The 16,480-nt window shown below is 34.0% G+C and carries 13 protein-coding genes; all 13 read right to left on the reverse strand.

Annotation, left to right across the window (positions count from 1 at the left end; translation table 11 throughout):
* Positions 1-27 precede the first annotated feature (27 nt).
* The 13 genes from BX659_RS16325 to ilvN all read right to left on the reverse strand — a co-directional run bounded on the left by BX659_RS16325 (position 28) and on the right by ilvN (position 16,337).
* Positions 28-330 carry a hypothetical protein gene (locus BX659_RS16325; protein WP_097018115.1) on the reverse strand — a complete coding sequence of 101 codons (303 nt, stop codon included), beginning with the start codon at positions 328-330 and terminating at the stop codon, positions 28-30.
* 254 nt (positions 331-584) lie between these two features.
* Complete coding sequence (gene cdaA, locus BX659_RS16330; protein ID WP_097018116.1) at positions 585-1,337, reverse strand: diadenylate cyclase CdaA; 753 nt, start codon at positions 1,335-1,337, stop codon at positions 585-587.
* Positions 1,338-1,432: 95 nt separating this feature from the next.
* The gene (locus BX659_RS16335; RefSeq protein ID WP_097018117.1) at positions 1,433-2,188 is read right to left on the reverse strand and encodes a fumarylacetoacetate hydrolase family protein; all 756 of its coding nucleotides are present in this window, start codon (positions 2,186-2,188) and stop codon (positions 1,433-1,435) included.
* A gap of 86 nt (positions 2,189-2,274) precedes the next feature.
* On the reverse strand, positions 2,275-3,528 hold the full coding sequence (locus tag BX659_RS16340) for a YihY/virulence factor BrkB family protein (RefSeq protein WP_097018118.1): 1,254 nt from the start codon (positions 3,526-3,528) through the stop codon (positions 2,275-2,277).
* 290 nt (positions 3,529-3,818) lie between these two features.
* Positions 3,819-6,281: a hypothetical protein gene (locus tag BX659_RS16345; protein WP_097018119.1), complete on the reverse strand. Its 2,463-nt coding sequence runs from the start codon at positions 6,279-6,281 to the stop codon at positions 3,819-3,821.
* 19 nt (positions 6,282-6,300) lie between these two features.
* On the reverse strand, positions 6,301-7,995 hold the full coding sequence (locus BX659_RS16350) for an InlB B-repeat-containing protein (RefSeq protein WP_097018120.1): 1,695 nt from the start codon (positions 7,993-7,995) through the stop codon (positions 6,301-6,303).
* Between the two features lie 329 nt (positions 7,996-8,324).
* Positions 8,325-9,887, reverse strand: a complete 1,563-nt coding sequence (gene cimA, locus BX659_RS16355; protein WP_097018121.1) for a citramalate synthase — start codon at positions 9,885-9,887, stop codon at positions 8,325-8,327.
* A gap of 13 nt (positions 9,888-9,900) precedes the next feature.
* Positions 9,901-10,956, reverse strand: coding sequence for a 3-isopropylmalate dehydrogenase (locus BX659_RS16360; protein ID WP_097018122.1), 1,056 nt, complete (start codon positions 10,954-10,956; stop codon positions 9,901-9,903).
* Between the two features lie 87 nt (positions 10,957-11,043).
* The gene (leuD, locus tag BX659_RS16365) at positions 11,044-11,535 is read right to left on the reverse strand and encodes a 3-isopropylmalate dehydratase small subunit (protein WP_097018123.1); all 492 of its coding nucleotides are present in this window, start codon (positions 11,533-11,535) and stop codon (positions 11,044-11,046) included.
* Positions 11,536-11,633: 98 nt separating this feature from the next.
* Entirely contained in the window at positions 11,634-12,896 is a 1,263-nt protein-coding gene (leuC, locus tag BX659_RS16370) for a 3-isopropylmalate dehydratase large subunit (RefSeq protein ID WP_097018124.1), read from the reverse strand.
* A gap of 84 nt (positions 12,897-12,980) precedes the next feature.
* Positions 12,981-14,495 (reverse strand): 2-isopropylmalate synthase, encoded by a 1,515-nt coding sequence (locus BX659_RS16375; RefSeq protein WP_097018125.1) that lies wholly within the window; start codon positions 14,493-14,495, stop codon positions 12,981-12,983.
* 106 nt (positions 14,496-14,601) lie between these two features.
* Complete coding sequence (gene ilvC, locus BX659_RS16380; protein WP_097018126.1) at positions 14,602-15,591, reverse strand: ketol-acid reductoisomerase; 990 nt, start codon at positions 15,589-15,591, stop codon at positions 14,602-14,604.
* Positions 15,592-15,857: 266 nt separating this feature from the next.
* Positions 15,858-16,337 carry an acetolactate synthase small subunit gene (gene ilvN, locus BX659_RS16385; protein WP_097018127.1) on the reverse strand — a complete coding sequence of 160 codons (480 nt, stop codon included), beginning with the start codon at positions 16,335-16,337 and terminating at the stop codon, positions 15,858-15,860.
* Positions 16,338-16,480 lie beyond the last annotated feature (143 nt).

Genomic DNA, 16,480 nt, shown 5'->3' on the forward strand with positions numbered 1-16,480 from the left:
TTGATTATTTATCAATCTAAAAGTTGTCTAGTCAATAATAAAGACTTCTCCACTTTTATAGGTTATCTTTAGCTTAATCTTTTCTTCCACCTTATCAATAAACTTCAACTCAATAATATCATCTATCGAAGGTAGTGAATCTAAAGGTTTAAGCCACCCCTCTTCTATAAAGTATATCCCTTTTTTAGGAACAAACCTCAAAGATAGGCCATAAGTTTTGTTAGAGCTTTTATTGATTATCTCTAAGGCTTTTGCTAAATCATTATATCCCTGATGAAGCTGATCTATTGCCTCAAGACTTTGACTAATCTGCTCATCATAACTATTCATTATGTATTTCCCTCCTCTTCTCTCTAATAATTATCATATAATTTCTATTAAAAAAGTATCTCCTCCTTTAATTTTATCAAAATTGAATATTAATTACTATAATCTCAAGACTTTATTCTATAATTTCAGTGGATAATATAATACAGTCCTACAATTAAATTTAATTGCAGGACTGTTTCATAAATATCTTAGCAACCAATCAAGATAATTCATAATATATAATTTTAGTACCACTGAATTTAGATTCATAATTATTAACTAATATCTAACTCTTCAAATTTTGTGAATAGCTTCTCTTTCAATGCAAATTCATCTAAACCATATTTAATCTTTCCTTCATAAGTGGTAGAGACCATTCCTGTCTCTTCTGAAACTATTATCACAAAAGCATCAGTCTCCTCAGTTATTCCTATAGCAGCTCTATGCCTTGTACCTAGACTCTGCCTTAACCTCTGATTTTTAGTCAAGGGCAGAAGACAATTTGCTGCTATTACCCTGTCTTTGTCTATGATTACAGCACCATCATGCAAAGGGCTTTTAGGCATAAAGATATTAACCAACAATTCTGGGGACAATTTAGCATCTAATTCAACCCCTGTATCGATTATATCACGTAATCCTGTACTTCTTTTTAATACAATTAATGCCCCTATCTTATCACGACTTAGCCTCATTACCGTTGCTACTAATTTATCAATATAGGTCTTGAATTTATCTTTTCTTGTTAAGTAATTAAGAACCTTTCCTCTACCAATCTGCTCCAAAGCCCTACGTAACTCAGGCTGAAAGACAACAGGAATAGCAATTAAAACCAATGTCTTTATCTGGTCTAACAAGGAATTAAAGATTTTAAGACCCAAAAATTTACTGGCAAATCGAATCAAAAATAATACTAATATACCATTTAAAAGCTGAATAGCCCGTGTTTCTTTAATTAAAGTAAAGAATTTATAAGAAACTAAAATTGTAACTATAACATCAAGAAGGATTATAATATCAAAATCCACCTTTTACCTCCCCCATTACTAGCATATCCATTTTAATAATCATTAGTCTTTTAACTATTATTTGCTATTAGATCAAATAATAACTTTGCTCTTCTTTATTCACTAATTTCATTGATTAAGCTTCCTATTCCTTCAATCTTTACTTCTAATTTATCACCTATCTCTACACTTCCTACCCCTGGAGGAGTCCCAGTAGCTATTACATCACCTGGTTTTAAAGTCATTACTTGAGAGATAAAGCTAACTAATTCCTTAAGGGAAAATATCATTTGATTGGTATTAGAATCTTGTTTAATCTCTCCATTATGAATCAACTGAATCCCTAGGTTATTTGCAGCTAACTCAGTAGCTATTACTGGTCCTAAAGGAGCAAATCCATCAAAGGACTTGGCTCTAATCCACTGACCATCTCTACTTTGTAGATCTCTGGCGGTAATATCATTAAAGCAAGTATATCCTAAAATATGTTCTTCAACCTCTGCTGGCCTTAAATCTTTAATCTCATCTTTAATAACAATAGCCAATTCTGCTTCATAGTCAACTTGTTTACTCATTTTAGGATATTTAACCTTTTGATTAGGATTGCTTACAGCAGTTGCTGGTTTCATGAAGATAACTGGCTCTTCAGGTAGCTCTTCTCCCATTTCTTCAGCATGATCCTTATAATTTAAACCTACACATATTATTTTGCTAGGCTCACAAGGAGCTAATAGTTCCAGATCAAGTAGTTGATAACTTTTATCAACTACTTGATAATCTTCAAAGATATCCCCTTTAATCTCTTTTACCTTATTTTCCTCTAAAATACCATATTTAATCTCATCTTCTGCTTTAAATCTAATCAACTTCATTTTATTCACCTACTTTTATTTTATTTAAATCTGAGTTTAAGTATAGGTCTAAAAGATTTTACTCAAACTTAGACTTATCCTTGAACTTAACATTCTTCATCTAATAAATCAGTAATTGTTAAACTATCTAAATGCTTTCTTAATTCATCCTTTACAGCAGCATATACCCCACAAACCTCTTCATCGGCAAATATCTCTTTAATAGATACCTCTTGTTTAAAGAGTAGCTGTTCACATATCTCCCATAAGGATATCCTTTGCAGAGTAGTTATTGGAATATATCTATTCTCCTTAGTAATAGTAATTAAATTCTCTGCCATTAGGCCTTTGATGTTATCTTCAATTATTTCTACAGGAATATTGATCTTATTAGCCAGACCTGCAAAGGTTATCCCCGTTGACTTCCTATCCATAAACTCCTTACAAATTACGACTAAGATTGCAATGGGGATTATATTTTGAATACCAATTGTGATATCTTGTAGAGCATTAAAGTGGTGCAGATTAGATCTATTTTGAAAGACATAACAGATAACTGCCCCTAATAATGTAATCATCCAAATTATATATAACCAAAATAAGAAGAGAGGAATCACTGATAAGGAACCATAAATCTGATTATAGCCAACCGCATGCTTGGTATAAAGCTTATAGAGATTTTTAGCTAAATTGAATAAGAAGCCACTGATCGAACCACCCACAATAGCAGCTAAAGGCTCTACATCTGTATTAGGAATTAAATAATAGCCTACAATAAAGATTAAAAAATATGAAACAATTGAAATAAATCGAAAGATATATGTATTACCAGTAGAGACCTCAATCAAATCAGAACTAAGATAAGAACTGATAACAGAGATGGTCAGACTCAAAGAAAGTGTGATTAAAAAAGTTCCCAGAGTAACAAAAGTCCAAAAGGCAACAAACCGCTTAAAGATGTCGCGATGCTCCTCTACTCCCCAGATCTTATTGAAGGTCATTTCAATTCTAGCTAACATAAAGACTATTACTATTACCAAAGAGAAGAAACTGATAACTCCTAGCTGAGTAATATCTACATTAGTAACATAATCTTCTAAATATCTAATTACAATTTCACCAGTCCCAGTAGCTAAATTCTCTAAAATAATCTCTTTTAAAGCATTGATTATCCTATCCATTCCACCAAAGATATTAAATAAGGTCATTATATAAAAAGAGAAGATTAATAATGGAACAAGTGATAATAAAGTTGTGTAAACCAAACTCATAGCATTAACGAATATATCTACTGTCCTTGCTTTTTGATAGACTCTATAAACAAACAGCTTCCAATCGAATTTAACTACCTCTTCCAGCATTTATTTCACTCCTATTTAATAGATTAAGATCCATAAGCCATACTACTAAATATTATAGCTAGAAATCATTTAAAGTATCACTACTATAATTTTACAATAATTTTCTCTATAATTAAAGGTAAAAAACCTTTAGATCAACATTTATCTAAAAACTCAAAAATAATCTATCTAAATACTTTATTTAGATCGAGAGACTCATCAAATAATTAAATCTAATAATAATCATATCACCTTAAATGATAATTATAAAAAAAGAACAGACATAATAAAATGCCTGCTCTCTAATATTCTTAATCTATCCAAAGTACCTCACTGATATAAGAGGATTTACTATCTAGCAATTCACTAATATTTCCTTCTACATCTACAAGATAGATAACCCCTTGCTTAGTAGCCAAAAGCTTATCATTGTCTGCATACCAGACATAACTATTCATACCTTCAAAAATCTTTTTAACTGTATTTTGATCAAAATCATATACATAAAGTTGACTTACTCCATCAGCATTAATAAAATTACATGATACTTTGCTTTCATCTGGTGATAATTTAAGAGAATTTCTATATTCACCCAAATTATTAGCAGGAGTTTCTAATAATTTATTATTATTTTGTCCATCTCTATCAACGGAGTACATATAACCCATTCCCTCTGAAACGTAAGCATAAAATAGTGTCTGACTATCTGATGTCCACCACCAAGAAATTTCTTTAGCATCTGCATCACATAATTCAATTGACTGTTTATCATTCATATCCCGTAGCTTCAGTTTTCTCCTTCCCTCCACCTGTTCAACGTAAGCTAATTTTTCACCATCTAGCGATATACCTGGCCAGAAAGCAACTTGATTCTCATTAGTTAAAGGTTGTTGGTTGCTACCATCAGCGTTTGCCATATAAATTCTACTACTAGAAATACTTTCATTACCTCCAGCATCATTAGTACTGGTTTTTATTTGATAATATATCTTTCCATCTGATCCCCAAGTTAGAGATTCATATGGAGTATTAGACTCTTTTAATTTTATTGGACTATCTCCAGATATATCATTTAAATACATTGTCGTCTTAATAGAACCATCTGTATTCTCTTCTGCAACATAATAGCTAATATTATCAAGATTAGGAGAGATAGCATAATCCATATAATTCCCATTTAAATTAACTACCTTACTTTTAGCAAAATCAGCAATATTAATTATATTTACACTATTATCTTTGGTTTTCCAATTTACTCCCCTATAAGAAACCTTATTTTCTCCTAAATAATAAAATCTATCAAAGAACATATCTGGATTATCTTCTAATACTTTAGTTCCATCATTATTTAATAAATTCAACTTCCCATAGTCATCTGCATATACTATGTTACCTATTATTTCTGTATCATTAATATTATCAGGTAGGTCTAGCTCACTAATGTACCAATTCCCATTTATCAATTCTAACTTAGCACTTGCCATCCCAACCATTTTTACCACTTCTCCAGTAGAATCTATCCCACTAGCAGAGAAATTATCAGCTTCTACTTTTGCTTTATTATCATCATTCACTACAACTCTTGTATTATTCCAATTAAATGTATCCCAATCTACATATTTCCATTCTTTTTCTCTATTACGTAAGAAGGTATCTTTATTTGCAGTCAATGGTCCCACTGTTGTATAATCACTAATAATTTCCCTCAATAAAGAAGAATCTTCATTAAGATAAGCTGTCTCCATTTTATCTAACTGAGCATTGATTACACTTATAGCACTAATATCAGATTCATCTATTGCAATCTCTGCATATTCAGAAGTTTCTCCACCTACAGTATCTCTATCATAAGCCTCTACCCAATAATAATAAGTTCCACTAATTAATAATCTATCTGTATATGAGTTTTCATCTACATCCGCAATTCTTTTAGCAGTAGCATAATTGGGTTCATCACTTTTATAAACCAAATAGAAATCCGCTTCACCTAAGGAATCCCAAGTTAAATTTACAGTTCCATTATCTAATATCGCTTCTAAATTCTCTACTTTTCCAGGACCATTCTGTAGTTCAATGTCAATCCCAGTATCTGTATCCTTTAAAAGAAAACTAAACTCATTAACACGATCAGGTAATACATATACCCCTTCTTGTTTAATACTCTTATCACCTATATTAAATATGACATCCCATCTTCGAGCAGAAACATCTTCCAGTTTAATAGTTCCTTCTCCATCTGTCCACTCAATCTTTTCAGCATGCCTTTCACTTCTACGTGGATATTCTAATACAATTTCAGTATCTACATCTGCAGGATTCCATCCAAACTCAGTACTAACCTTTACCTCTACTTCTCCAGTAGCTAAACTGAGCAGAATCTTCTTGTTCTTAACTACTTCTCCTGCACCTAAACTTAAATCTTCACTTCCTTTATAAGCTACATATTCTTGTTCCCCAATTACTTCAATAGCTTCACCTACTACAGTATAATCACCTGGGCTTAGCTTGAAACTAGCTTTATCATCAAGAGAAGTCAATTCTTGTGTATCTATTACCTTCTCATCTTGTTTTACCTTAATCACATATTTACTAACATTAATCTCTTCACCAATATTTTGAGTTAAACTTGCTGAACTAAGACCTATTTCTACCATAGCTTCTTCTCCAACCTTAGGGGTATCACCACTACTACTACATCCAGTAAGTAATCCTAAACTTACTAAAAGTACCAACGATATTACTATTAATTTTTGATTTCTAATTATATTAGTCATTAACTCACCCTTTCTTATCTTAATTAATATTTACTTCTACCCTATCAGAAATTTCACTTGCCAAACCATTACTATTATAAGCCTCAATCCAATAGTAATAAGTACCCTTTTCTAAGCTCTTATCTTGATATGATCTTTCATCAACAACATTTACGCGTTTAGCAGTCTTATAGCTTGTCCCATTACTCCTATAAACAAAGTAGTATACTACATCTTCAACCTCAGTCCAAACCAACTCTACATCTCTACTACTAACTGTAGCAGTTATATTACTTACTTTTGCTGGTCCGTCTTCCAGTTCTAAACCAGGAATACTCACCCCTTCTAAAGTTATAAGTTTAAACTCAAGGGTCTTAGTAACGTTTTCATTTAATGATATTTGACCTATATAAACTACAGTACCAACTTGATCTCTACTCACCTTTTTGCTTTCAGGTACTTCCCAACCAGCAATCTTTTCTCGACTTCCATCAGAGTTTAGCTGATAAGCCTCAATCCAGTCTATTTGCTTACCTTCATTCTCTAAAGTAGGTAATGGAGTAGATTCACCAATCAATCTTTCTACCTCTAATCTTCCTATTATCTTTAGCTCTTCTACATCACAACTACCTGTTACATCTCCATTCCCTTCATTAATTACAGTTGTTGAATCTTTAACTTTATCATTTACTACTACCTCTTCTATACTTCCACTATTCTCTATACTGGTATCTTTAGCACTCTCACCCACATTAACTTTAGTAACTTCGGTATTTTGGTTATTTCTTACTTTTATATTTTTAGCATCTACATTTACTTCATTAATTTGACTATCTTCATTCTCTAATTCAGTATCGCCCCCTTCTATAATTACTTTTCCTTTAATTATGGTGTTATTCTTATTCTTTACCTTCGTTCCTTCTGCCTTAACTGTAATATCTTCAAGTGTACTACCATCATTTTCTATAATAATATTAATAGCATCAGCTTCTATAGTAATTGAAGATACTTTACTCCCAGGTCTATTATTAAAGGAACACCCTGTTTTATCTTCAATACTTACATCACTTAGAATACCAGAATTGTAAAATGAGTTAGATGATACATCTTCAATTATCGTTCTTCCTGTAATAGCAGCTTTATTATCTATTTCAGCCTCTGGAGCATTTACGGTTAAATCACCATCAATAGTTCCTTCACTAATAACTAATCTTCCAAAACCCTCAATTGGAGCTTCACTAGTGCCAATTGAAAGATTAGCAGTTAATGTTTTAGAATTAAGATTTAAATCAGCTATTCTAGTAAGAGTAATATCTGATGAGACCTTAATATCACTACCTAAAATAATAGTATTAACACTCTCATCATTAATTGCCTCTAATAATTCACTTTCACTATTTACAACCTCCTGATGTGATTTATTAAAGATAACTGTTACTCCCCTATCCTTGTCCATTAGAACTTTAGCTTTAAATGAATTGTTTTCAATAGGGCTGGCCCCTTTCCACTCTACTATATACCCTTCCTCAGTCTCGGCAGTTAGAGTCACTGTTTCCCCCTTATGATATGTATGAGTACCTGCAGATGGAACGACTGAACCAGCACCTTCTACGCTAATAGTTAGAGTGTATTCTTCTTTCGTTATTCCACCATCACTACCTGATGAACACCCTGGTAGTAGGCTAAGTAATAAAACCAAAACAATACCAAACACGACCTTATGCCATATCTTCATTTTTACCCCCTTTTTGAATTAAAATGATTTAATTTGTAAATATATATCATTATAAGTATTATATACTACGCATTCATTTTCCTGCATGAAGTTGTATTTTTTGATTATATAAAGCTCAATTTACAAATTATTCAAAATATTAATTAAAATTATTGATAAATGTAATAAAATTATAAAAAAGCTAGATATATTTTAAAATATATCTAGCTTTTTTATAATTTTATTTTTAGTTATAATAATATTTGCTTTTAATCCCATATCCCTACAGGTTTACCAAAAATGTAAACCTTTCGTGTGTGATAGTCTTCTACTAAATTATAATCTCAGCTCTAATCGACTTTCTTTAATTTAATCCCATACTCTATACTGTCCACTAAAGCCTGCCAACTGGCTTCGATAATATTGGTTGAAGCACCGACAGTACCCCAAGTCTGGTGACCATCGGTAGATTCAATCAATACCCTAACCTTAGCGGAAGTTCCTTCATTACCTTCTAAGACTCTAACCTTGTAGTCTATTAAGTGGATATCTTTAAGCTCAGGATAGAAACTAATGAGAGCCTTACGCAAAGCACCATCAAGAGCATTAACTGGTCCATCACCCTCTGCTGCTGTATGGACTCTCTCACCATTAACCTTTACCTTAATAGTAGCCTCTGATAAAGGGCTTTTATCCTCAGATTTTTCGGTAATAATTCTAACCCCTTCTAATTCAAAGAGCTTTGTATATCTTCCTGTCGCCTTCTCTACTAATAGTTCAAAAGAGGCTTCAGCACCTTCAAAATGATAGCCTTGGTGCTCTAAATCTTTAATCTTATCTAAAACAGCCCTTAAATCTGTACTCTCTTCTTCGATATTAATACCAAGCTCTTGGGCTTTATAGACTAGATTGCTCTTACCAGATAGTTCAGAAACAAGAACTCGCTGCTTATTTCCTACTAACTCTGGTCGAATATGTTCATAGGTCTTAGAATCTCTTAAGATAGCACTGACATGGATTCCTCCCTTATGGGCAAAAGCACTATCACCAACATAAGGTTTATGGCTAGGAGGGTTTAAATTAGCTACTTCACTAACATAACGAGAAACCTCTGTAATCTTGGCTAATTGTTCATCAGTTATAAACTCTTCATTATACTTTAATTTCAAATTCGGCATAATTGAAGATAAATTGGCATTGCCGCACCTTTCTCCATAACCATTAATCGTTCCCTGAATCTGTACTGCACCTGCCTCATAAGCAATCAAAGAGTTAGCCACTGCCAATTCAGCATCATTATGAGCATGAACTCCTAATGGCACACTAATCTCTTCTTTAACCTTAGCTATGATCTTTTTAATCTTAAAAGGCATTGTACCACCATTAGTATCACATAAAACTAGAGTGTCTGCTCCACCCTTTTGAGCAGCCAATAAGACCTTAATAGCATATTCAGGATTAACCTCATAACCATCAAAAAAGTGCTCAGCATCAAAGTTGACCTCTAAACCTTTACTCTTCAAATAAGCCACAGAGCTCTCAATCATATTAAGATTCTCTTCTAAAGTGGTCTTCAGAGCTTGAGTAACATGTAAGTCCCATGTCTTTCCAAAGATTGTAGCAACTTTGACTCCAGAAGCCAAGATAGCATTTAAATTCTTATCTTCCTCTGCTTTAATATTGGCTCTGCGGGTACTACCAAAAGCAGATATCTTAGCATTCTCAAGCTTTAACTCCTGTACTTTATTGAAATACTCAATATCTTTAGGGTTGGAACCAGGCCAACCACCTTCTATATAATCGATACCTAATTCATCTAATTTCTTAGTAATATTTAATTTATCTTCTGTAGAATAGGAGATACCCTCTCTTTGACTTCCGTCACGCAAGGTAGTATCATAAATCTTTACCATTAATATACACCTCCTATCCTAAAACACTACAGATGTAATCCCCTACTCCGTCAGTAGTTAATTTTCCACCCATATCAACAGTAGTTTGGTTCTCTGCTAATGATAAGTCGATTGCTTTTTGAATCATTTGAGCCTCTTTAGGATTTCCTAGAACCTCAACCATCATTGCTGCTGCTAATAATGCTGCTAATGGATTAGCCTTGTTTTGACCTGCAATATCTGGAGCAGAACCGTGAACTGGCTCAAACATAGATACACCCTCTGGATTGATATTACCTGATACAGCCATTCCCATTCCACCTTGAATCTCTGCACCTAAGTCAGTGATAATATCTCCAAACATGTTGCAAGTAACTACTACATCAAAGATTTCTGGATTTCTAACCATCTTCATAGTCATAGCATCAACTAACATATGGTGTTGATTTACCTTAGGATATTTCTCTCCAACCTCTTTGAATACTCTCTGCCATAAGTCGTGAGAATAAGTTAATACATTACTCTTATCACATAAAGTCAATTTATTCTCTTTATTGCGCTTTTGGGCATACTCATAAGCATAACGGATAACTCGCTCTACACCTTTATAAGTATTAATCATCTCTTGAGTAGCTACTTCGTCCTTAGTTCCTTTCTTAAAGAAGCCGCCTACTCCAGCATAAAGACCTTCTGTGTTCTCACGAACGATCATCATATCGATATCTTTAGGTCCTTTACCCTTTAATGGAGTAAATTTAGAATCTAATAATTTAATTGGACGAAGGTTGATATATTGATCTAAAGAGAAACGTAAGTCCAATAAGATTCCATGCTCTAAAACACCAGGCTTAACTCTAGGGTCTCCTACAGCTCCTAAATAGATAGCATCAAAACTTGTTAAGTCAGCCTTAACCTCATCAGTTACTAACTCACCAGTCTCTAAATAATGGTCAGCACCTATATTGAAATTTTCAAACTCAAAATCTAAATCTGTAATTTGACTTAATTTTTCCAACACCTTAACACCCTGCTTAGTTACCTCTGGTCCAATTCCATCTCCACCGATTACAGCTATCCTCTTTTTACTCATTATCTGCTCTCCTTCTCTATACTTTTTAAACTTTCTTATATCTGAATACAAATGTACGGGCTGGTCGCGACCAACCCCTACAAATTATTAATTTGCCTTTGCTTTTACGTAATTTACTAATCCACCTGCATCAATAATCTCTTGCATAAATGCTGGGAATGGTTCAGCTTGAAACTCAGTTCCTTTAGTTATATTCTTGATTACTCCAGAATCCACATCTATCTCTACTTCATCTCCCTTATCAATTCCAACCACTGCTTCTGGACATTCTAAGATAGGAAGACCAATGTTGATTGCATTTCTAAAGAAGATACGAGCAAAAGAGTTAGCAATTACTGCTGATACTCCTGCTGCTTTAATTGAGATTGGAGCATGCTCACGGGAGCTTCCACAACCAAAATTATCCTCAGCTACAATGATATCACCTTGCTCTACATTAGCAGCAAAAGTATCATCAATATCCTCCATACAATGTTCAGCCAATTTCTTAGGATCTGATGTATTTAAATATCTAGCTGGAATAATTACATCTGTATCTACGTCATTACCATACTTCCATACTTTACCTTTAATCTCCATAATTCTACTTTCCTCCTCTGATACTTCAATAAATTTTTATTTTGTCAGTGCGAGTGTCTGTGTCTCGTTACTCATCACTCGTCACTACTCACTGCTTTTTAAAGAACTTCTTCTGGACTAACAATCTTACCTGCAATTGCAGAAGCTGCTGCTACTGCTGGATTTGATAAGTAAACTTCACTTTCTGGATGACCCATACGACCAACAAAGTTACGATTAGTTGTAGCAATTGATCTTTCACCTTTAGCTAAGATACCCATATGTCCTCCTAGACAAGGTCCACAAGTCGGAGTACTTACCGCTGCACCAGCATCAATAAAGATTTCAATTAACCCTTCTTTCATTGCTTGCTTATAAATCTCTTGAGTACCAGGGAAGATGATTAATCTTACATGTTTAGCCTTCTTCTTACCTTTTAAGATCTCTGCAGCAACTCTTAAATCTTCAATTCTTCCATTAGTACAAGAACCGATAACAGACTGGTCAATCTTAATATCTCCTACTTCACTGATTCCTCTTGTATTCTCAGGCAAATGAGGGAATGCTACTTGAGGTTCAATATTTGTAACATCATACTCGATGACTTGAGAATACTCTGCATCTTCATCACTCTTATATACTGTCCACTCACGTTGAGCTCTACCTTTAACATACTCTAAAGTAATCTCGTCTGCTTCGATCAATCCACACTTTCCACCAGCTTCGATAGCCATATTGGACATAGTAAATCTATTATCCATAGACAAGTTTTCAATTACTGGCCCTGTAAATTCCATAGCTTTATATAAAGCACCATCTACACCAATATCACCAATTGTATAAAGAATCAAATCCTTACCGCTAACCCACTTTTGTAGTTCACCTTTATAAACAAACTTGATAGTCTCTGGAACCTTAAACCATGCTTCACCTGTAGCCATACCTGCTGCCATATCAGTACTTCCAATTCCTGTAGCTAAAGCACCTAAAGCACCATAAGTACATGTATGTGAATCTGCACCAATAACAATATCTCCAGGAACAACTAAACCTTTTTCAGGTAATAAACAGTGTTCAATTCCCATCTCTCCTAATTCAAAGAAGTTCTTAATCTCTTTTTCCTCAGCAAACTCTCTAATCATCTTAACCTGTTCTGCTGAATTGATATCTTTATTAGGAACAAAATGATCCGGTACAATCGCTATTCTCTCTTTATCAAAAACATTCTCGATACCTATCTTCTTGAACTCCTTTACTGCTACTGGAGTAGTTACATCATTTCCTAAAACCAAATCTAATTTTGCATTTACCAATTCTCCTGGTCTTACTTTATCTTTACCAGCATGAGCTGCTAATATCTTCTCTACCATTGTCATTCCCATAACTTCTCGCCTCCTCAATTTTAGTAAAGAGTAATGAGTAACGAGTTAAGTTCAAAACCTAACTTTTTTACTACTCGTTACCCATCACTTGTCACTCGTTACTGTATTTAATATCCTATTCATCGCATTATTATAAGCTCTAGCACTAGCTTCAATTATATCTGTACTAATACCTCTACCAACATAAATCTTATCTTGATGCTCTAACTTAACAATTACCTCACCTAAAGCATCCTTGCCACTAGTTACTGAATCTATCTGATAATCAGCCAGCTTACACTTTAGACCTGTTATTCGATTCATCGCCTCATAAATAGCATCGATAGGTCCACCTTCAGAACAAGCACTCTCATTGATCTTCTTTGTATCCTTCTCCATCTGCACAGTAGCTGTTGCTAAACCTGGGCTACTTGTTACCTGTAAGAGGTTTATCTGATATACTTCATCAACTTGGCTGATTTCATCTTCCATAATAGCTTCTAAATCAAAACCAGTAATCTCTTTCTTCTTATCTGCTAAATTTTTGAATCTTTTGAAGGCAGAATTTAATTCTTCCTGACTCAATTCATAGCCCAATTCTTCTAACTTCTGTCGAAAGGCATGGCGCCCTGAATGCTTTCCAAGAACAATTTTATTCTCCTCTAATCCAATAGTTGTTGCATCCATGATCTCATAAGTGGTTCTCTCTTTGATTACACCATCTTGGTGAATACCTGACTCATGGGCAAAGGCATTCTTACCAACAATAGCTTTATTAGGTTGAATCTCCATACCAGTTAAATGGCTGACCAATCTACTGGTACGAGCAATCTCTTTTAAGTTTAAATTACTCTGTTTAGCAAAATAATCATAACGAGTATTCAGTGCTAAAGCAATCTCTTCTAATGCAGTATTACCTGCTCTTTCACCGATTCCATTTACAGCACATTCAACCTGCTTAGCTCCATTCTCAATGGCTGCTAGTGAGTTAGCAACTGCCAAACCTAAATCATTATGGCAATGAACACTAATCACAGCCTGATTAATATTAGGCACATTATCTTTAATATATTTTATAAGTCCACCAAATTCTAAAGGAGTAGCATAACCTACTGTATCAGGAACGTTAATTGTAGTTGCTCCAGCAGCAATCACTGCTTCAAAGACTTCGCATAAAAAGTCCTTATCACTTCTAAAAGCATCCTCTGCTGAAAACTCTACATCATTAGTATAAGTCTTAGCATACTTTACAGCTTCAACAGCACTCTCTAACACCTCTTGGGGTGATTTTTTCAATTTATACTTCATATGAACAGGTGAAGTAGCAATAAATGTATGAATTCTTGGTTTTTTTGCATCTTTAAGTGCTTCCCCTGCCCTATCAATATCTTGTTTAGTAGCTCTAGCCAACCCAGCAATTACTGGACCCTTAACTTCTTGGGCTATCTTCTGAACTCCCTTAAAGTCTCCTTCTGAAGCAATAGGGAATCCAGCTTCAATCACATCTACTTCTAGCTTTGCAAGCTGCTTAGCAATCTCCAACTTCTCCTTAACACTCAAACTGACTCCAGGTGACTGCTCACCATCACGCAAAGTAGTATCAAAGATTTTAATAGCCATAAAACTCACCTCACTATTTTAGCTTATAGCTACTAGCTACTAGCTTCTGGCTGTTCAATTTCTAGCCAATAGCTAATAGCTAGCAACAAGTAGCTATTATTTGCTCTTAGTCAAGATAATTCATTTTAGATCTTAACTCTGCTCCAACCTTCTCAATTAAATGATCCTCATCGATAGCTTTCTTTCTATTATATCCTGGACGACCAACTTGATTCTCAAGTAGCCATTGCTTAGCAAATTCTCCCTCTTGAATATCAGTAAGTAATTTCTTCATAGCCTCTCTTGATTTATCATTGATAACCTGCTTTCCAGCGACTAAATCTCCATATTCAGCAGTATCAGAGATAGAATCTCTCATTGTAGCAATACCACCTTCATACATTAAATCAACGATTAGCTTAAGCTCATGTAAACATTCAAAGTAAGCAATCTCTGGTTGGTAACCAGCATCTACTAGAGTTTCAAAACCAGCTCTAACTAGCTCAGTAGTTCCACCACATAATACTGCTTGCTCACCGAATAAATCTGTTTCAGTCTCTTCTTTAAAAGTAGTTTCGATTACACCTGCTCTAGTACCACCTACACCCTTAGCATGAGCCAATGCAAAGTCCTTAGCATTACCAGTAGCATCTTGATAGATAGCAATCAATGCTGGTACACCAAAACCTTCAGTATAAACTCTTCTTACTAAGTGTCCTGGTCCTTTAGGAGCTACCATATATACATCTATATCAGCAGGTGGAACGATTTGTCCATAATGAATATTAAATCCATGTGAGAATACTAAAGCATTACCTGCTTCTAAATTTGGTTCAACATCACTATAATATACCTTCTTCTGTACTTCATCTGGAAGTAAGATTTGGATTACATCTGCTTCTTTAGCAGCTTCAGCAGCACTCTTAGGCTCAAAACCATCTTTAACTGCTTGCTCATAATTTGAAGTTCCTTCTAATTCAGCTACGATAACATCTAATCCTGCATCTCTCATATTTTGAGCTTGTGCATGACCTTGACTACCATAACCTACAACCGCAATCTTCTTTCCTTCTAAAACCTTTAAATCAGCATCTTCATTATAATACATTTTTACCATTTTACTCATCTCCTCGATTTTTTAGTTTACAGTTGACAGTGTACAGTGTACAGTTATAACAATAAGAGAACTACACAAAGTAAACTGACAACCTATATATATTTTTATATTATGAATATATATTGCTAAATTAAAATTTCTTAGTATACAGTAAACAGCTAAAATTTAAACACCATATATCTTTAAAGACTTTGAAATTTAACTGTCTCTACAAGTCTAAAGAGCAAGACTTTCCGTGTAAACCACCATCAACTGTACACTGTACTCTATTTTTTCCCTCTCGCCATTGCTATCTTACCAGTTCTAACTAGCTCTTTAATTCCAAAAGGTCTTAATAACTCTTCAATTGCTGTAATCTTATCTTCATTACCAGTGATTTCAACCATAATTGAATTAGAAGCTACATCTACAATCTTTCCCCTAAAGATATCTACAATCTGCATAATCTCAGATCGAGTTGTTGCAGTAGCTTTGACCTTAATTAAAGCCAATCCTCTACTAACAACTGATTCTTTAGTCAAATCACTGATCTTATGGACAACAATCAACTTATTTAATTGTTTAGTCAACTGCTCTAAGACCCTATCATTTCCTTCAACAACTAAAGTTATCCTAGATATCTCATCATTATCTGTCTTACCAACAGATAAGCTTTCAATATTAAAACCTCTTCTACTAAATAAACTAGCTATTCTAGCTAAGACTCCAGACTCATTAGCTACTAACACTGAAACTGTATGCTTCATTATACCTCCTCCTTTAAGACCATATTATCTAAGCTACCACCTGGTGGTACCATCGGAAATACATTCTCTTCCTCTTCTATAATAAAGTCTAGTAGGTAAGGTTGAGGACTATTGATTGCTTCCTCTAATGCTGGTTTTATCTC

Origin of the sequence: Orenia metallireducens (assembly GCF_003001995.1) — a bacterium.
Lineage (GTDB): Bacteria > Bacillota > Halanaerobiia > Halobacteroidales > Halobacteroidaceae > Orenia > Orenia metallireducens_B.